We start from the raw sequence: 18,903 nt of genomic DNA, 5'->3' as shown, positions 1-18,903 counted from the left end.
CGTCAGATAGAGAATCGTCCCGGCGGGCTCAGCGCCAGCCGAGCGCCGGGGCAACGTGGGTGAGCAGCGCCTCGATCACGTGGGCGTTGTAGTCGACGCCGAGCTGGTTCGGCACCGTCAGCAGCAGCGTATCGGCTTCCGCGATGGCCTCGTCCTGTTTGAGTTGCTCGATCAGCTTGTCAGGCTCGGCCGCGTAGGAACGGCCGAAGATCGCTCGCGTCTGCTCGTCCAGATAGCCGACCTGATCCTGCTGGCCGCTCTCGCGGCCGAAATAGGCGCGGTCGCGATCGTCGACCAGCGCGAAGATGCTGCGACTGACCGAGACACGCGGCGTCCGCGTATGGCCGGCCTCCTGCCATGCCGCCCGATAGGCGCGGATCTGCGCCGCCTGCTGCACGTGAAACGGCTCACCGGTCTCATCGTTCTTCAGGGTCGAGCTTTGCAGGTTCATGCCGAGCTTGGCGGCCCACACGGCTGTGGCGTTGGAGCCCGCGCCCCACCAGATGCGATCCCGCAACCCTTCGGAATGCGGTTCAAGCCGCAGCATGCCGGGCGGGTTGGGAAACATCGGCCGCGGGTTCGGCTGGGCGAAGCCTTCGCCGCGCAGCACGTCAAGCAGCACTTCGGCGTGTCGCCGGCCCATGTCGGCGTCGTTCTGGCCCTCGGCCGGCTGATAACCGAAGTAACGCCATCCATCGATCACCTGCTCGGGCGAGCCGCGGCTGATGCCGAGCTGCAAGCGGCCGCCGGCGATCAGGTCGGCGGCGCCGGCGTCCTCCGCCATGTAGAGCGGGTTCTCATAGCGCATGTCGATCACCGCGGTGCCGATCTCGATGCGGCTTGTCTTGGCGCCGATCGCAGCGAGCAGCGGAAACGGCGAGGCGAGTTGCCGCGCGAAATGATGCACGCGGACGTAAGCGCCATCGGCACCGAGCTGTTCGGCGGCCTGCGCCAACTCGATCGATTGCAGCAGCGCGTCCGCGGCCGAACGCGTCCCGGACTGCGGCGACGGCGACCAGTGGCCGAACGAGAGAAAGCCGATCTTCTTCATGGAGTAAGGAGCCCCGTATGGTTCTGGCCCCTAGATAGGTGATTTCGCGCCGGTGGGAAGTCATGCCTGCAATGCAGGCCGTTGCAGCGTCGGGACTCAGCTGTTGTCGAGATCGGCAACGACTTTGCTGAGCGTCTCGCGGACCTCGCCGCGATCGGCAGCCGCCGTGTCGATGAACAGCCGCATTCCGGGCAGCTCCTTGCGGATGACTTCGGCAGGCGTTGTGGTCTTCAGGCCGCTCACCGCATAGGCGCGCACCGGCTCGCCGAATCCCTTCACCGTTAGCGCCGGCCGCTCTTCGGCATCGACGACATCGTTCACCAGCGACCAGGTGACGTGGGAGATCAGGATCGAGCCAGGTTCGCAATTCTGCTCGAGTCGGGACGTCAAATTCACCGCGCTGCCGATGATGGTGTAGTCCATCCGATCCGGGCTGCCGAAATTGCCGACGGTGCAGTAGCCGGTGTTGATACCGATGCGAACCTGAAACGGACGCTCCGCGCCGGAATCCATCCACTCCATTTCGAGCTGGGCCAGCTTTTGCTGCATCTCGACGGCCATCCTCACGCAGGCGACGGCATCCTCCTTGACGCCGCGGCTTTCCGGATCGCCGAAAAACGCCAGCACGGCATCGCCGACGTACTTGTCGATTGTGGCACCGTGCTTGAGGGCGATCTGCGCCATCTCGGCGAGATAACGGTTGAGCATCGCGGTGAGATCTTCGGATTCGAGACTGTCCGCGGTCGCTGTGAAGTTGACGATGTCGGACAGGAAAACCGTGAGCTTCTTGCGCTTCGACGCGATCTCGGCGACCTGGTGGCCGCTGAAAATCGATGAATAGACCTGCGGCGACAGATACTTCGACAGCGCCGCGGATAGTCCCTCCAGGCTGCGGTTGCGCGTCTCGAGCTCCTCGGTGCGCTGCTTCACCATCGAGTCGAGATACTCTTCGCGGGCGGCGACCTGGCCGGCCATGCCGGTGAACACCCGCGCCAATTGCCCGAGTTCGTCGCGTCGTCCAGACACCTGCGACAGCATGCCGGGATCGAACCGGTGCGCCTCCAGCGCCGTTGCGGCGCGGGTTATCTGGCGCAGCGGGGCGGACTGATAGCGCGCGACGCCGATCGACAGCAGGATGCCGAGCACGGCGATCGCCGATGCGGTGACCGCGGCAATCTCGGCCTGACTCTGCACCGTGGCCCACACCCGGCTCATTGGCAGGCGGACCAGCGCGGCGCCGACGATCTCCTTCTGGTCGTTGCGCACCGGCGCGATCACGCTGAGGTTATCGCGGCTTTCCACGTGCCGCGTCTGCCCGTCGGCGATCACCAGGCGGACGGGACCGAGCTCCTTCTGGTTCGGTCCGTCACGCAGGTCGGCGCCGTAGATGCCGGGACCGACCAAAGCGTCGAGCTTGCGGTCGAACACCCACACCGCATTGATGTCGCCATCGGCCAGCAGATTCTCGACGGTGCGAGGCAGCCCGACCTTCATGGTGAGCTGCTCGAGGAACTTCGCGCTGCGCCCGACCTGAATGATCCGTGGCTTGTCGATGCCACCGACGCCGACATACTTGAAATGCTCGTTGTCAATGTCGCGTTTGCGGGCTTCCTGATTGACCACCGTCTGCTTGCCGGTCAGCAGGTCGTGGAAGGCATAAGCCTGCGGCTGCATCTGCGGCGAGTTGCTGAAGGTGAAGTCGACGTCGGGCATGCTGTGCAGATACGCATGGCCCTTGTCGTCGGTGATCCAGATCTCGTCGAGCGTCGTGCCGTCGGTGATGCTCTTCAGCCGGCGATTGATCTCATCGACCGGCATGTTCGAGCGTTCGGCCGCTTCGACGAAATGTCCGAGGATCGTCGCCTGCGCCACCATTTCCTGAGCGAGGATCGATTCCACCTCGGTGGGGATCGAGCTCGCGAGGCTGGCGCTACGGGCAAGCAGTCGCGCAACCTTTTCGCCCGAAGCTTCCGCCTCGGTGATGATCGCGCGCCGGGTCGTCCATGTCAGCAGCGCCGCGGTGACCAGCGTCGCGCTGACGGTCAGAACGGTGACGAGAAGGACCAGACGTGTGGTAAATTTCATCGAACGACCTGTTCTTGCCGCGCGTGTGGTTACGCTGCGGAGAGTCGCAAACAGCCTGGAAGGCAAGACGCAAAGGCTCGTGCCGCGACGAGGGAACTATCGTCGGGCGCGGATCACGCTGTCAACAAATCGTGCCCCGCATGCTCTATCCATGCTCGAGAGCCGCGCACGCCAAGCTCGAACACGCAGCTGCGAACCCAAATCAAATCGCCTGCGGTCGGCATTTGGATCGCCTTGCTCTCGCGCAAACCGAATCCGCTTGCGCGAAGACGCGGTGTCTTCAGAGGGCCGAAGGGGCAGGCTTCGAATAGTACTGAATGAACATGGCGATGCTGCTGCGGGTCAGCTCTCGGCCTTTCTCCGCGGGCCTTCGCGGCAAGGACAGGGCGCCACGCAACTCCAGATCGCCGCTGACCAGGAAGATGAACTGTTCGGCTGCGATCTCCAGATCCGGGATCTGCAGGTGGCCAGCTTCGCAGAGCGTTTCCAGGTACGCCATCGTGTCGCGGATCGCGGCCCCCGGTCCTTCCTCAAAGAATATCTGCGCCAGTCGCGGAAAGCGCGACGCGACCGGCACGATGATCCGATACACGGCTGGCACATCGTTCTCGCTGAAGAGCTTTCGCAGGTTCGTCGCCAGCTTCTCCAACTCGTCCGCCCAGGCCTCCGCGAGCGGGTCCGGACGATAGAAATTGGCGCCGATCGTCTGGCACTCGAACCGGATCAGGGCCTCGAACAGGTCCTCTTTGTTCTCGAAATGCGCGTACAGCGTAGCTTTCGACACGCCTGCCTGCCGGGCGATGGCATCCATCGAAGACGTATCGAATCCAGCCTCCAGAAACACGGTCCGGGCCGCCTCGAGGATCTGCTGGCCCTTGCGGCGGAGATGGCGGACCCGGTTGGAGCCATAAGAGACAACGACGGTCATCGCTGGTCCACGATCAAATTGAACTGAACGGTATGGTTCATATTGACTCCTCGGCGGGCGGCGCTTACCCGTAAATTGAACTGAACGGTTTAGTTTGAAAAAGCCTTGGCCGCCATGATTCTAATGACGCATTACGCTAGCGCGTTCCGGTTGTGGGCGGGGAGGGCCGCGAGTACGGCCACTTTGCTGCTGTTGCCCGGATGCATGGTCGGGCCGGACTTCGTTCCGCTGGAAGCCCCCTCGGTCGCCGGCTATGTGCGGGAAGGCAAGCCGTCGGCCACGACCTCGGCGGAGACCCATGCCGGCGAGGCGCAGGCATTTCGGTCAGGGCGCGATCTGCCCGGCGATTGGTGGTCGATCTTCCGCAACCGCCAGATCAACGACTTCGTCGCCGAGGCGATCCAGAACCACCCGGACATCGCGGGAGCGCAGGCGGCACTGCGGGCAGCCCGCGAGAATGTGCTGGCCGAACAGGGAGCGCTGTTTCCGCAGGTCTCGGCGAGCAGCAGCGTCACACGGGAGCTGGTGTCGCCGGCCTCGCTCGGCCAGACCGGCTCGGGCAGCCTGTTCAATCTCTATAACGCCAATGTCAGCGTCAGCTACGCTCTGGATGTCTGGGGCGGCACGCGGCGCCAGATCGAGGCGTTGCAGGCGCAGGCGGACTATCAGCGCTTCCAGATCGAAGCGAGCTATCTCAGTCTCACCGCGAATGTCGTGACGGCGGCGATCAACGACGCGTCGCTCCGCGCGCAGATCGAGGCGACCAACGACATCATCAAGTCCGAGCAGGAGCAACTGACGCTGGTGCAGCGTCAGTTCGATCTCGGCGCGGTGGCGCGGTCGGACGTGCTGTCGCAGCAGTCGACGCTGGCGCAGACGCAGTCGACGCTGCCGCCTCTGGAAAAGCAACTCGCGCAACAGCGCAACCAGCTGATGGCCTATCTGGGCCGGCTGCCCAGCCAGGATCGTGGCGAGCACGTCAGTCTCGCCAGCCTGACGCTGCCGCGCAACCTGCCGGTGAGCGTGCCGTCCGCGCTGGTGCGCCAGCGTCCCGACATCGCGTCCGCCGAGGCGAGCTTGCACAAGGCGACCGCCACCGTCGGCGTCGACATCGCCAACATGCTGCCGCAGGTGAAGCTCACCGGCAGCTATGGCGGCTCGAGCCTGACGCCGGACAAACTGTTCTCGCCGAGCTCGGCCGCGTGGAGCGCGGCGGCCAGTGTGGCGCAGACCGTGTTCGACGGCGGCACGCTGTTCCACGACAAGGAGGCGGCCATCGCGCTGCGCGAGCAGGCTTACGCCAGCTACAAGAGCACGGTGATCACCGCGTTTCAGAACGTGGCGGACTCGCTGCGGGCGATTCAGGCGGACGCGAAGACCCTGAAGGCGCAGCTCGCTTATGAGCGAGCCGCCCAGGACAATCTGAAGATCTCGCGGTCGCAATATCTGTCGGGCGCCGTCACCTATCCGTCGGTGCTCACAGCCCAGCAGAACTATCAGCAGGCCGTGATCGCTCGCGTGAAGGCGCAGGCGGCGCGCTTCAGCGATACGGCGGCTCTGTATCAGGCGCTCGGCGGCGGTTGGTGGAATCGCATGGACCAGACCGCGCAGGCGTTTCCCCGCACGCAAGCGGGTTTGTTTCAGGACCACTAATCGGATCGTCCGTGACGAGGCGCGGGCGCTCGGCGACCCGCCGCTTCCCGGCGGACAGGAGAGATACGCATGAAGAAACGCATGATCATCATGCTGGCCGCCGTCGGCCTCGTATTCGGCGCCCTGTACGGCTTTCAGACGTTCAAGGCGAGCATGATCAGGCAGGCGCTCGCCTCGCTGCGCGATCCGCCGCAGACCGTCGCCACGGCGCAGGCCGCGGTGACGCCGTGGCAGACGACCATCAAGGCGGTCGGCAGCGTACGCGCGGAGAAGGGCGCCGATCTGGCGCTGGAGACCTCGGGCACCGTGACGGAGCTGAACTTCAAGTCGGGCGACGACGTCCGCGAAGGTCAGGTGCTGATGCGGCTGCGCGCGGACGACGATATCGCCAACCTCGACGCGCTCAAGGCGACGGCCGGTCTCAACGGCATCGTGCTCAAGCGCGATCAGGAGCAGATCAAGATCCACGCCGTCAGCCAGGCCACGATCGACAGCGACGCCGCCAACCTGAAGAAAGCAGTCGCGCAGGTCGTCCAGCAGCAGGCGGTGGTCAACAAGAAGATCCTCACGGCGCCGTTCTCGGGCCGGCTCGGCATCCGCTCGGTGGATCTCGGCCAGTATCTCGGCGCCGGCACGACGGTGGTTACGCTGCAGTCGCTCGATCCGGTGTTCGTCGATTTCTATCTGCCGCAGCAGGCGCTCGCGAATGTGCAGTCGGGGCAGGGCGTAAAGGCGCGCGTGGACACCTATCCGGACAGTGCGTTCGAGGGCAAGATCACTGCGATCAATCCGAAGGTCGATAGTACGTCCCGCAACGTTCAGGTGCGCGCTGAATTTTCCAATGCCGACCACCGGCTGGTGCCCGGCATGTTCGCGACCGTGGAGATCCTGATCGGCGCTCCGAGCAGCCTGGTGACGCTGCCGCAGACCGCCATCACCGAAAATCCCTATGGCGACGTCGTCTTTCTGGTCGAGAAGAAGGACGGCTCGAGCACCGGAATGGCGGTGAAGCAGGTGTTCGTCAAAACCGGCGAAACCCGCGGCGATCAGATCGCGGTTACCTCCGGCGTACAGGCGGGCGATCAGGTGGTGATCGCCGGCCAGATGAAGCTGCACAACGGCTCGCAGGTGAAGATCAACAACGCCGTCGTCCCGACCGACGACGCCCATCCAACCATCGTCGATCGCTGAGCGGAGTTCCCATGTCGTCCTTCACCGACATCTTCATCCGCCGGCCGGTGCTGGCCATCGTGGTCAGCCTGATGATTTTGGTGCTTGGCTTGCGCGCGATGAGCGGGATGCCGATCCTGCAATATCCGCGCACGCAGAACGCCATCGTCACGGTGACGACGTCTTATCCGGGCGCCGATCCCGACGTTGTCGCCGGATTCATCACGCAGCCGCTGGAAAACGCCGTCGCCCAGGCCAACGGCATCGACTACATGACGTCCACCAGCACCACCGGCACCAGCACAATCTCGATCAATCTGCGGCTCAACTACGACACCGGCAAGGCCCTCACCGAGATCAACACCAAGGTCAATTCGGTGCTCAACCAGCTGCCGTCCGGCACCCAGCAGCCGGTCTTGACCGTGAAGATCGGGCAGACGATCGACTCGATGTATATCGGCTTCCGCAGCGACGTCATCGACAGCAACCAGATCACGGACTATCTGCTGCGCGTCGTGCAGCCGAAGCTGCAGGCGGTGGAAGGCGTGCAGACGGCCGAACTGCTCGGCAGCAAAACCTTCGCGATGCGGGCCTGGCTCGATCCGATCCGGCTGGCGGCCTATGGGGTGACGGCCAGCGAAGTCGCCACCGCGCTCACCAACAACGACTACATCGCCAGCCTCGGCAACACCAAGGGCCAGATGGTGCAGGTCAACCTGACCGCGTCGACCAGCCTGCATAGTGTGGACGAATTCAAGAAGCTGATCGTCAAGCAGGCCAACGGCGCGATCGTTCGCCTGCAGGACGTCGCCAATGTCACGCTCGGCGCGGACGATTACGAATCCGCCACGATGTTCAACGGCAGGCAGTCGGTCTATATCGGCATCCAGATTGCACCCACCGCCAACCTGCTCGACGTCATCAAGGGCGTGCGCGCGTCGCTGCCCGCCCTCGAGCAGCAATTGCCCAACGGGCTGACGATGGGGGTGATCTACGACAGCTCCGAATTCGTCAACAGCTCGATCGACGAGGTGATCCACACGCTGGTGGAAGCGCTCGTGATCGTGACTCTGGTCGTGTTCGCGTTCCTCGGCTCGTGGCGCTCGGTGCTGATTCCGGTGATCGCGATTCCGTTGTCGCTGATCGGTACCTTTCTGATGATGCTGGTGTTCGGCTTCAGCATCAATCTGCTGACGCTGCTGGCGCTCGTGCTCGCCATCGGACTTGTCGTCGACGACGCGATCATCGTCGTGGAGAGCGTCAACCATCACATGGAAGAGGGGATGACCGCGCGTCAGGCGGCGTTCGCCGCCGCGCGGCAGCTCGCCAATCCGATCATCGCGATGACCGTCGTGCTGATCGCGGTCTATGTGCCGATCGGCTTTCAGGGCGGTCTCACCGGCGCGCTGTTCACCGAGTTCGCCTTCACGCTGGTCGGTGCGGTCACGATCTCGGCCATCGTCGCGCTGACGCTGACGCCGATGATGTCGGCCAATATGCTGAAGCCGGTGGATCACGCCGGCGGCGATCTCGAATCCCGCATGGTGCTCGCCGTCGACCGGGTGATGGGACGGGTCACCGCTGCGTATTCCCGCTCGCTCACCGGCGCGCTCAATTTTCTTCCGGTGATTGCGGTGTTCGCCGTTCTGGTGCTCAGCAGCGTGTATTGGCTCTACACATCGTCGCAAAGCGAGCTCGCGCCCGAGGAGGATCAGGGCATCATCCTGGCGCAGAGCGTCTCCGCGCCGGATGCGACGCTGCAGCAGAAGCTACTCTATACCCAGCAGGCCTACGAAACGTTCAAGAAGCATCCCGAAACGGAGGCGGTGTTCCAGGTCGAGGCGCAGAGCACCAGCATCGCCGGCTGGGTGCTCAAGCCGTGGGATCAGCGGCGAGCGACCACAAAGACGCTGCAGCCGATGATCCAGCAGGAGCTGAACGAGATCGCCGGCCAGAAGATCGTGGCGTTTCAGCAGTCGCCGCTGCCGGGATCGAACGGTCTGCCGATGCAGATCGTGATCGGCACCTCCGACGGCTTCGACAAGCTCAACGGCGTGGCCGACAAGTTCATGCAGGATGCGCTGAACACGGGCCTGTTCATCTTTCTCAACAACGATCTGAAGATCGACCAGCCGCGCGCGTCGGTCGTCATCGATCGCGAGAAGACCTCTCTGCTCGGCCTCAAGATGAGCGACGTCGGCGCCGCACTGTCGAGCCTGCTCGGCGGCGGCTATGTCAACTACTTCAGCCTCGACGGGCGCTCCTACAAGGTGATCCCGCAGGTGAAGCAGGAGGCGCGGCTCAACACCGACCAGGTGCTCGACTATTACATCCGCGCATCCGACAACACGATGGTGCCGCTGTCCACGGTCGCACGCATCCAGAAGAAGACCGTTCCGGAATCGCTCAATCACTTCCAGCAGGTCAATGCCGCGACGATCGCCGGCGTGGTCGCGCCGGGCGTGACCACCGGCGATGCGATCACGGCGCTGCGGGACCTCGCCAAGCGGACGCTGCCGGCCGGCTACACGATCGATTTCGGCGGCGCATCTCGGCAATACGTGCAGGAGAGCGGTGGCTTCGTCACCACCTTCGCGTTCGCGCTGATCGTGATCTTCCTGTCGCTGGCAGCGCTGTTCAACAGCTTCCGCGATCCCGTCGTGATCCTGCTCTCGGTGCCGATGTCGCTTGCCGGCGCGCTGATCTTCATCAGCCTCGGGATCGGCGGAGCGAGCATCAACATCTACACCCAGGTCGGCCTGACGACACTGATGGGACTGATCAGCAAGCACGGCATCCTGATGCTGGAAGTGGCCAACGAGGAGCAGATCGCCGGCAAGTCCAAGCGCGATGCCATCGTCGCGGCCGCGACGCTGCGGCTGCGGCCGATCCTGATGACCACCGCCGCGATGGTGCTCGGCGTGATTCCGCTGATCATCGCCTCGGGCGCCGGCGCGTCCGCGCGCTACAATCTCGGGCTGGTGATCGGGACCGGACTGGCGATTGGAACCCTGTTCACGCTCTACGTCGTGCCCGCGGCCTACGTCCTGATGGCCAAGACGCATGAGGCAGAGATTGGGGAGGGCGCACCGGCGTCTGCGGCGCATCCGGCCTGATCTGGGCCGGCTGGCCGCGCGCTGCTGCCGCGGAGATACAAAAACGCCACAAGATGGCGTAAGACAGCCGGACGAGATGGGATCAAACCGAACCGGCCGGAAAACGTGTGATCAGCCAGGCATTTAGATTCTGCACCGCACCGATGATGGAGTGGAGTGACACGCATTGCCGCGTGTTCCATCGGCTGCTGACGAAGCGGGCGCGGCTCTACACCGAGATGGTGACGACCGGCGCGGTGATCCACGGCGACCGCCAGCGGCTGCTCGGCTTCGATCCGTCGGAGCATGCGGTCGCGCTGCAGCTCGGAGGCTCCGATCCGCGCGACCTCGCGACCAGCGCCAGGATCGGCGAAGACTTCGGCTATGACGAGATCAACATCAACGTCGGCTGCCCGTCCGATCGGGTGAAGGAGGGCCGGTTCGGCGCCTGCCTGATGGCGGAGCCGCAGCTCGTCGCCGAGGGCGTGGCGGCGATGAAGGCCGCGGTGAAAGTGCCGGTGACGGTGAAGTGCCGGATCGGCATCGACGATCAGGACTCCGAGGGGGCGCTCGACGCGCTCGCCCGCGCGGTGGTCGCCGCCGGCGCCGATGCGCTGATCGTGCACGCCCGCAAGGCGTGGCTGAACGGCCTGTCGCCGAAAGAGAACCGCGATATCCCGCCGCTCGATTATGATCGCGTCTATCGGCTGAAGCAGGCGATGCCGAACGTGTCGATCATCATCAACGGCGGCATCAAGAGCATCGCCGAGGCGAAGCAGCATCTCGCCCATGTCGACGGCGTGATGCTCGGCCGCACCGCCTATCAGGAGCCGTGGCGGCTGCTCGAGGTCGATCCGGAGCTGTTCGGCGAAGCCAAGCCTTATGCAACCATGAAGGACGCGCTCGAAGCGCTGATCCCGTATATCGAGCGCCAGCTCGCGCAGGGCCTGCGGCTGCACGCGATCACCCGGCACCTCATCGGCTCGTATCAAGGCGTGCCCGGCGCGCGCGCGTTCCGGCGCTATCTGTCGGAGTTCGGCGTCCGGCCGGAGGCAGATGCCGGCGTGCTGCTGAAAGCGATGGTCGCGGTCACGGAGAGGGCGCCGGCCGAGGCCGCCTGACCGCTGCTACGGATAGCCGTGCAGCCGGAGCTGATCGGCGCGCACCTCCCAGCTTTCCAGCCTGTCGAGGAAGCTCATGCCGAGCAGGTTGGTCTTCATCTGGCCGCGCGGCACCACCAGCGCCGGCACCGAGCGTTCCACCAGCTTGCCGATCGCGATGCTGTCGAGAGACAGCCGCGCGGCCCGGGTGCGACCGCCGACGGTGTCGAGATCGACGTTGTAGTCCAGGATTTCCAGCGGCAGCCCGGCCGCCTTTGCGGTCTCGTAGGTGAGCACCACGGAGGTCGCGCCGGTGTCGATCACCATCGGCGCGCTGACGCCGTTCACTTTCGCGCGCACGGCGAACTCACCGCCGGTGCCACGGGGAATCCGCACCACGCGGTCGTGCGCCGCTGCCGCCGTCGCGGCCGCAACGCGCTTGCGCAGCATCGTGGAGACCGCGTCGCCGGCATCGGAGATCCGCTTCGGATCGCCATAGGCCACCACCGCGCCGGCGGTGCCCAGCAGCACGACCAGGACGAGCAGCAGCCGGCTCACGGGGCACCTGTCAGCGTGCGCGGGCCGCGCGCGGTTTGGGAGGTTCGAGCCCGGCTTCGGACATGCGCTGCGGCAGCACCGCCATGATGGCGAGCCGCTCGTCGCGGTCGATCCGATGCCAGCGGGCGATTTCCGGCATGGTGCGGCCGCAGCCGAAGCACAGACTGGTTTGCGGATCGATCAGGCAGACCGCGATGCAAGGCGTTTCGATGCTCATACCTGATGGTGACGGACATTGGACGGTTTCCGCAAGGCCCCATCGCTATAAACCGGTGCCGGCATTCATGATCGGCTTGCCGCGCGCCCGCTTGCGCTCGTCGGTCTCGACGAGGCTGGGCTGCAGCGGCGCTTCGTCGGCCATCGGCGCCAGCGCCGACATCACGCGTTCCGGCGGGAAGGTGACGATCACTTCGGTGCCGATCCGCAGCTTCGACTTCAGCGTGAAGGTGCCGCCGTGCATGTCGACGAGGCTCTTGGCGATCGGCAGGCCGAGGCCGGCACCCTGTTCGGCCGACTTGATCGAATTGGAGCCCTGGCCGAAGGAGGCCAGCACGATCGGAATTTCCTCTTCCGGAATTCCCGAGCCGGTGTCCTTGACGCTGAGATACTGGCCGCCCGACGCGGTCCAGCCGACCTTCAGCCAGATCTCGCCGCCCTGCGGCGTGAACTTGATCGAGTTCGACAGCAGGTTCAGCACCACCTGACGCACCGCGCGCTCGTCGCCCCACAGCCGCGGCATGTCCTGTTCGAACACTTCGTGGATGGTGATGCCGCGGCTGCTGGCGCGCAGCTTGAGCAAATGGTGGCAGTCACTCACCACGTGCACCAGCGAAATCGCTTCCTCGTTGAGTTCGTAGCGGCCGGCCTCGATCCGCGACAGATCGAGGATCTCGTTGATCAGGTTGAGCAGGTGGACGCCGGAATTGTGAATGTCGCCGGAGTAATCCTTGTACACCGGCACGGCGTGCCCGCCGAAGATCTCGCTCTTCATCACCTCGGAGAAGCCGAGGATGGCGTTGAGCGGCGTGCGCAGCTCGTGGCTCATCTGCGCGAGGAAACGCGACTTCGCCACGTTGGCGGCTTCGGCGCGGTGGCGCGCTTCGTCGGAGATCGCCTTGGACTGCTCGAGTTCGCCGATCAGCGCGTCCTTTTCGGCGCGCGCTTCCAGCGTCGCCAGCGTGGTCGAATGCAGCCGATGCGACAGCAGGGCGAAGCACGCTTCCGCGGCGACGGTCAGTGCTGCCAGCACGTAGCCGTCGAGGGTGGCGCCGAGCGCGAAATTGAGCGCGATCGCGCAGGTCACCGGGATGGTCGCCGCCAGCGCCGCGATCGGCAGGCTGGCCGCCAGCATGCTGGAGACGGCCACGACCAGCAGCATCAGGAACATCAGCAGCGTGTTGGAGACCGTGGTCAGCCCGAGCGGATGGACCAGGATGGACGTCCAGCCGAGCCCGTAGAACAGATCGAGGATCACGAAGCGGCGGTGCCAGGACCGTGTGGTCTGCGGCGATACCGGTTCGTGCATGAAGCGCTTACAGCCGCTGATCACGACGGCATGGATGCACAGCATCGCGACCGTCCAGACCGCCGCGGTGATCGGGTCGATCCAGAAGCCGAACAGCGCGCCGGTGACGATCACCAGCAGCATGATGACGAAGGAGGCCGACAGCCGTGTCTGGGCGTATTGGCGGATCAGTTCGTGATCGAAGGCGGGACGCGTGCCGCTGGTTGAAGTCAGCCGGTCGCGCGCCTCGCGTACGCGCTGAGCGGCAGCGCGCCGGTTGCGAGCCGGGGCGACCACCGGGTCCTCAGCCGGAAGCTGGAAAACTTCAGGCTTTTCGGCGGACTCACTCATCACCAACACGATTCCAGCGCAAAAAACGCGCGCAGTTACATCAGCCTATATCTGGCGTGAAATCCTTAAGAGTAGCCTTAGAGGGAAAGATATTCCGGTTAACGAGGCGCTAACGATCGCGGTTACCAAAGTGTGAACACCGCGATCGTCGGTGCCGTGTGGCCTGTGCGTCAGCGTTCCAGCCGCGCCAAAAGGCTGGACGTGTCCCAGCGGCGTCCGCCGAGTTTTTCGACCTCGGCATAGAAGGCATCGACCAGCGCAGTCACCGGCAGGCTGGCGCCGTTGCGGCGGGACTCGGCGAGGCAGATCGACAGGTCCTTGCGCATCCATTCGACAGCGAAGCCGAAATCGTATTTGCCGTCGTTCATGGTCTTGTGGCGATTTTCCATCTGCCAGGACTGCGCCGCGCCCTTGGAGATGGTGTCGATCACCTGATTGACGTCGAGGCCGGCCTTCTTGGCGAAGTGGATGCCTTCCGACAGGCCCTGCACCAGACCGGCGATGCAGATCTGGTTGACCATCTTGGTGAGCTGGCCCGAGCCCGCAGGCCCGAGCAGCTTGCACATCCGTGCGTAGGACGCGATCACCGGCTCGGCCTTGGCGTAGTCCTCGGCGCTGCCGCCGCACATCACCGTCAGCACGCCGTTCTCGGCGCCGGCCTGGCCGCCCGACACCGGCGCATCGATGAAGCCGAAGCCAGCCTTGGTGGCGGCGGCATCGAGTTCGCGCGCGACCTCGGCGGAGGCGGTGGTGTGATCGACGAACAGCGCGCCCGATTTCATCGCCGCGAAGGCGCCGTCCGGGCCGAGCGTCACCGAACGCAGGTCGTTGTCGTTGCCGACGCAGGCCATCACGAAGTCCTGGCCTTTCGCGGCCTCGGCCGGCGTCGCGGCGGTCTTGCCGCCGAACTGATCGGCCCAGCTCTTCGCCTTGGCGGCGGTGCGGTTATAGACGGTGACCTCGTGGCCTCCCTTCTTGACGAGATGTCCGGCCATCGGAAAACCCATCACGCCGAGACCGAGGAAAGCGACTTTGGCCATGTCTGTACCCTTCGTTGCGCGGCTTGAGCGGCCGGATGAATAAGTGAGGGGGCGGGCGCGGCCCGATGCAGGCCGGCGGCAGGGGCTGCAGCATAGGCCGCGAGGCAGGGCCGGCAAGAGGCAGCGGCCGAATTGTCGCCGCGAAAGGCCGCCGTGCTACGTTGCTTCGCACTGCAATAGCGGAGGCGCATTTCGAAGCGAGGCGATCGCGCGGCCGAAATGGGGCGAGCCGAATTCCGGCCTTGAACCGCGCGGTGCCATGTGATCGTTGAAGGCCGACGGCGGAGGAGATTTGCATTGAGCGTCACCCAGCAACAGATTCGCGATAGCCTGGCCAAAGTGGCGACGCCCCGCGGCGTGCCCTTGACGCAAACGGGCGCGCTCTCCGAGATCGCCGTCACCGACGGCAAGGTGTACTTCTCGATCAATGTCGACGCCGCCGAGGCGCGCGCCTGGGAAAGCGTGCGGGCCGCCGCTGAAGCCGCTGCAAAGTCGGTTCCCGGCGTCGCCAGCGTGCTGGTGGCGCTGACGGCCGAACGCAAGCCCGGCGCTGCCGCGCCGCAGCCTCGTGGCGGCGTTGCGCCGGCCTCCGCGCATCGTCCGGCGCCGACTGGCGGTGCGCAGTCGCCGATGTCCAAGCAGGCCGAGATTCCGGGCGTTCGCGCGGTGATCGCCGTGGCGTCCGGCAAAGGCGGCGTCGGCAAGTCGACCACCGCGCTCAATCTCGCGCTGGGGCTGCGTGACCAGGGTCTGCGCGTCGGTTTGCTCGATGCGGATATCTATGGCCCGTCGGTGCCGCGCCTCACCGGCATCCAGCAGATGCCGGAGCTCGACGACAGCCGCAAGATGATCCCGATCAAGCGCTTCGGCCTGTCGGTGATGTCGATCGGCTTCCTGGTCGACGAGGAAGCGCCGATGATCTGGCGCGGCCCGATGGTGATGTCGGCGATCACCCAGATGCTGCGCGATGTCGATTGGGGCCAGCTCGACGTGCTGGTGGTCGACATGCCGCCCGGCACCGGCGATGCGCAGCTCACGCTGGCGCAGAATGTGCCGCTGAAAGGGGCGGTGATCGTTTCGACGCCACAGGACCTCGCACTGATCGACGCGCGGCGCGGTCTGGCGATGTTCACCAAGGTCGATGTGCCGGTGCTCGGCATCATCGAGAACATGAGCTACTTCATGTGCCCGAGCTGCGGTACGCGGTCGGACATTTTCGGCCACGGCGGCGCGTTGCACGAGGCCGAGCGGCTCGGCGTGCCGTTCCTCGGCGAGGTCCCGCTGCACATGGAGATTCGCGCCAGCTCCGACGCCGGCAAGCCGGTGGTCGAGAGCGAGCCGAATGGCCCGCACGCGGCGATCTATCGGACCATCGCCGGCAAAGTGCGGGATCGGTTGAAGGCGGCCGCTGCAATCTGACGCAGGGCAGGGCGCTGCCGAAAACGCGCGCAGGGGCCGTGCCAGGCGCTGTCTTCGACTTTGGTTGAATCTCGGATATCCGGCCTGCACCGGCGTTTCCGACGCAAACCATTCATGATAGAGACGCACCACCAATCGGCTACGCGCGGATCGTTCCTATCCGTCAACGCAAGCCGGGAATCCGGGAAACGCCGGCAACCAAGGAGATGCCTTATGAAGCGTCGTGACTTTCTGAAAGTATCAGCAACCGGCGCCGCGGTCGCGGCGGTGGCTTCGCCGGCGGTCGCGCAGTCGTCGCCCGAAGTGAAGTGGCGGTTGACCTCGAGCTTCCCGAAGTCGCTCGACACCATCTATGGCGGCGCGGAGTATCTCTCCAAGCAGGTCGCCGAGATGACCGACAATAAGTTTCAGATCCAGGTGTTCGCCGCGGGCGAAGTCGTCCCGGGCCTGCAGGCGCTCGACGCCACCTCGAACGGCACGGTCGAGATGTGCCACACCGTGTCTTACTACTACGTCGGCAAGGATCCGACCTTCGCGGTGTTCGCCTCGGTCCCGTTCGGCCTCAACGCCCGTCAGCAGAATTCCTGGCTGTATCAGGGCGGCGGCAACGAGCTCGCCAACGAGTTCTACAAGAAGCACGGCGTGATCGGCTTCCCGAGCGGCAACACCGGCACCCAGATGGGCGGCTGGTTCCGCAAGGAGATCAAGACTGTCGCCGACATGAGCGGCCTGAAGATGCGCATCGGCGGCATTGCCGGCCAGGTGCTGCAGAAGGTCGGCGTGGTGCCGCAGCAGATCGCCGGCGGCGACATCTACCCGGCGCTGGAAAAGGGCACCATCGACGCCGCCGAGTGGGTCGGCCCGTATGACGACGAGAAGCTCGGCTTCCAGAAGGTCGCGAAGTACTACTACTATCCGGGCTTCTGGGAAGGCGGTCCGACCGTGCACGCCTTCGCCAACCTCGACAAGTTCAACGCGCTGCCGAAGAGCTACCAGTCGATCCTCGCCAACGCGGCGGAAGCGACCAACACCTGGATGGCGGCGCGCTACGACATGCAGAACCCGACCGCGCTGAAGCGGCTGGTGGCGAGCGGCACGCAGCTGCGTCCGTTCTCGAACGAAATCCTCGACGCCTGCCTCAAGGCCACCAACGAGCTGTGGGGCGAAATCTCGGCGAAGAACCCGGACTTCAAGAAGGCGATCGAAGCGATGCAGGCCTATCGCTCCGACCAGTATCTGTGGTGGCAGGTCGCCGAATACCCCTACGACAGCTTCATGATCCGCTCGCGCACCCGCGGCTGATCAAGCGTTGCTACCAACAATCAGCCCGGCCTCCGCGAGGAGGCCGGGCTTTTTGTTGTCTTCAAACAGCAGTTCATCCCGTCATGGCCGGGCTTGTCCCGGCCATCCACGCCTTTGCTACGTCACCGCCAGCAAGGCGTGGATGCCCGGCACAAGGCCGGGCATGACGAGCTGATAATTGCGTGGCCTCTCAACTCGTCATTGCGAGCGAATCGAAGCAATACAGAGGCGCCGTGCACCGCGGTGGATTGCTTAGTCGCGGAGCCTGTACTCGGACGGCGCGGAGCGCCGATCCGGTGCTCCTCGCAATGACGGCGAGGCGAGACTGGGACGCGAGCCTCAGAACTTCGGCGGCCCAAAGTCGAGCGGCGGGGCGTCCATTTGGGGCAGATCGATCTGCACCTTCGACGGATCAACCGTGCTGGCCGCGCCCTTGTAGTGCATCACCATGGCCGGGAAGGTGATCACGAGGCCGACCATGATCAGCTGGATGATCACGAACGGCACCGATCCCCAATAGATCTGCCCGGTGGTGACCGGCTCCATCCGCTTGCCGCTGACCCGGTCGATATAGGATTCCTTCGGCGCTCCCGATCGCAGATAGAACAGCGCGAAGCCGAACGGCGGATGCATGAACGAGGTCTGCATGTTGACGCCGAGCATGACGCCGAACCAGATCAGGTCGATGCCGAGCTTCTCAGCCGCCGGCCCGAGCAGCGGGATGACGATGAAGGCGAGCTCGAAGAAGTCGAGGAAGAACGCCAGCACGAACACGAAGGCGTTGACGAAGATCAGGAAGCCGAGCTGGCCACCGGGCAGCGACACCAGCAGCTCTTCGACCCAGCGATGGCCGTCGACGCCGTAGAAGGTCAGCGAGAACACACGGGCGCCGACCAGGATCATCACCACGAAGGCCGATAGCTTGGCGGTTGCTTCGGTCGCCTGCCGGGTGAGGTCGAAGGTCAGCCGGCCCTTCATCAGCGCGAGGATCACCGCGCCGGCCGCGCCCATCGCGCCGCCTTCGGTCGGGGTTGCGACGCCGATGAAGATGGTGCCGAGCACCAGGAAGATCAGGCCGAGCGGCGGCACCATCACGAACACCACCTGCTCGGCGAGCTTGGAGAGCAGGTTGAGACGCGTCAGCTTGTTGAGGACCGCGATGACGAAGGACATCGCGACCGTCACCGACATCGTCAGCACGACATAGTCGGCGCCGCCTTTGACCTCGGTGAAGCTCATCGCCACGAGGCCGACGGCGGTCGACAGCGCGACCACGACGTACAGCGACATCGTCACGGTCCGGATCACCCCGATGAACGGCCGGAACAGCACCGCCAGCAGGATGACGAACCAGAAGCCCTGCATCACCAGCTTGGACAGCCCGATCTTGGCGAAGGCCGCCATGCTCCAGTCGAACAGGTCGAGATGCACGGCGAACAGATAGGCCGCGCCAGCCGCCGAGATCGCGGCCAGCGGCAGGATCAGCGGATGGCGGGCGGTCTCGGGCTCGCGCAGCGTCTGCGCTTCGAGCGGCAGACCGGGGGCGGCCTGCGGGGCGAAGATCGTCACCAGGAAAATGTAGCTGGCGTAGAGCAGCGACAGCACGATGCCGGGAATGAACGCGCCTTCGTACATGTCGCCGACCGA

General features: G+C 64.9%; 14 protein-coding genes. 6 read left to right on the top strand and 8 right to left on the bottom strand.

From position 1 onward, the window contains the following. Positions 1-28: 28 nt before the first annotated feature. From ACOJTD_RS12655 to ACOJTD_RS12645, 3 genes are all read right to left on the bottom strand, one after another. Positions 29-1,051 (bottom strand): LLM class flavin-dependent oxidoreductase, encoded by a 1,023-nt coding sequence (locus tag ACOJTD_RS12655; RefSeq protein WP_420133259.1) that lies wholly within the window; start codon positions 1,049-1,051, stop codon positions 29-31. A gap of 96 nt (positions 1,052-1,147) precedes the next feature. Continuing rightward, positions 1,148-3,136, bottom strand: a complete 1,989-nt coding sequence (locus tag ACOJTD_RS12650; protein ID WP_420133258.1) for an adenylate/guanylate cyclase domain-containing protein — start codon at positions 3,134-3,136, stop codon at positions 1,148-1,150. Positions 3,137-3,416: 280 nt separating this feature from the next. Beyond that, entirely contained in the window at positions 3,417-4,064 is a 648-nt protein-coding gene (locus ACOJTD_RS12645; protein ID WP_420133257.1) for a TetR/AcrR family transcriptional regulator, read from the bottom strand. A gap of 123 nt (positions 4,065-4,187) precedes the next feature. On the opposite strand from ACOJTD_RS12645, the gene ACOJTD_RS12640 reads away from it, so the two are divergent. The 4 genes from ACOJTD_RS12640 to dusA all read left to right on the top strand — a co-directional run bounded on the left by ACOJTD_RS12640 (position 4,188) and on the right by dusA (position 11,103). Further along, positions 4,188-5,717 (top strand): efflux transporter outer membrane subunit, encoded by a 1,530-nt coding sequence (locus ACOJTD_RS12640; RefSeq protein ID WP_420133256.1) that lies wholly within the window; start codon positions 4,188-4,190, stop codon positions 5,715-5,717. A gap of 69 nt (positions 5,718-5,786) precedes the next feature. Further along, on the top strand, positions 5,787-6,908 hold the full coding sequence (locus ACOJTD_RS12635; RefSeq protein ID WP_420133255.1) for an efflux RND transporter periplasmic adaptor subunit: 1,122 nt from the start codon (positions 5,787-5,789) through the stop codon (positions 6,906-6,908). 11 nt (positions 6,909-6,919) lie between these two features. Next, entirely contained in the window at positions 6,920-10,003 is a 3,084-nt protein-coding gene (locus ACOJTD_RS12630) for an efflux RND transporter permease subunit (RefSeq protein WP_420133254.1), read from the top strand. Positions 10,004-10,110: 107 nt separating this feature from the next. After that, positions 10,111-11,103 (top strand): tRNA dihydrouridine(20/20a) synthase DusA, encoded by a 993-nt coding sequence (gene dusA, locus ACOJTD_RS12625; protein ID WP_420133253.1) that lies wholly within the window; start codon positions 10,111-10,113, stop codon positions 11,101-11,103. 6 nt (positions 11,104-11,109) lie between these two features. Here dusA and ACOJTD_RS12620 read toward each other — a convergent pair whose 3' ends face one another. From ACOJTD_RS12620 to ACOJTD_RS12605, 4 genes are all read right to left on the bottom strand, one after another. Further along, entirely contained in the window at positions 11,110-11,640 is a 531-nt protein-coding gene (locus ACOJTD_RS12620; protein WP_420133252.1) for a TIGR02281 family clan AA aspartic protease, read from the bottom strand. A gap of 10 nt (positions 11,641-11,650) precedes the next feature. Further along, positions 11,651-11,857, bottom strand: a complete 207-nt coding sequence (locus ACOJTD_RS12615) for a DUF1289 domain-containing protein (RefSeq protein ID WP_420133251.1) — start codon at positions 11,855-11,857, stop codon at positions 11,651-11,653. A 45-nt stretch (positions 11,858-11,902) separates the two neighbouring features. Further along, positions 11,903-13,495 (bottom strand): sensor histidine kinase, encoded by a 1,593-nt coding sequence (locus ACOJTD_RS12610; RefSeq protein ID WP_420133250.1) that lies wholly within the window; start codon positions 13,493-13,495, stop codon positions 11,903-11,905. Positions 13,496-13,665: 170 nt separating this feature from the next. After that, positions 13,666-14,535: an NAD(P)-dependent oxidoreductase gene (locus tag ACOJTD_RS12605; RefSeq protein ID WP_420133249.1), complete on the bottom strand. Its 870-nt coding sequence runs from the start codon at positions 14,533-14,535 to the stop codon at positions 13,666-13,668. 297 nt (positions 14,536-14,832) lie between these two features. Between ACOJTD_RS12605 and ACOJTD_RS12600 the strand changes: the two genes are divergently transcribed. Further along, on the top strand, positions 14,833-15,954 hold the full coding sequence (locus tag ACOJTD_RS12600) for an Mrp/NBP35 family ATP-binding protein (RefSeq protein ID WP_420133248.1): 1,122 nt from the start codon (positions 14,833-14,835) through the stop codon (positions 15,952-15,954). Positions 15,955-16,167: 213 nt separating this feature from the next. Next, complete coding sequence (locus ACOJTD_RS12595; RefSeq protein WP_420133247.1) at positions 16,168-17,256, top strand: TRAP transporter substrate-binding protein; 1,089 nt, start codon at positions 16,168-16,170, stop codon at positions 17,254-17,256. Positions 17,257-17,595: 339 nt separating this feature from the next. Here the strand turns inward: ACOJTD_RS12595 and ACOJTD_RS12590 are convergent. Further along, the coding region (locus ACOJTD_RS12590; RefSeq protein WP_420133246.1) for a TRAP transporter large permease subunit at positions 17,596-18,903 on the bottom strand (1,308 nt) is incomplete at its 5' end.

Origin of the sequence: Rhodopseudomonas sp. (genome assembly GCF_048594845.1) — a bacterium.
Classification (GTDB): domain Bacteria; phylum Pseudomonadota; class Alphaproteobacteria; order Rhizobiales; family Xanthobacteraceae; genus Rhodopseudomonas.
This window is presented reverse-complemented; position numbering and strand designations above follow the sequence as displayed.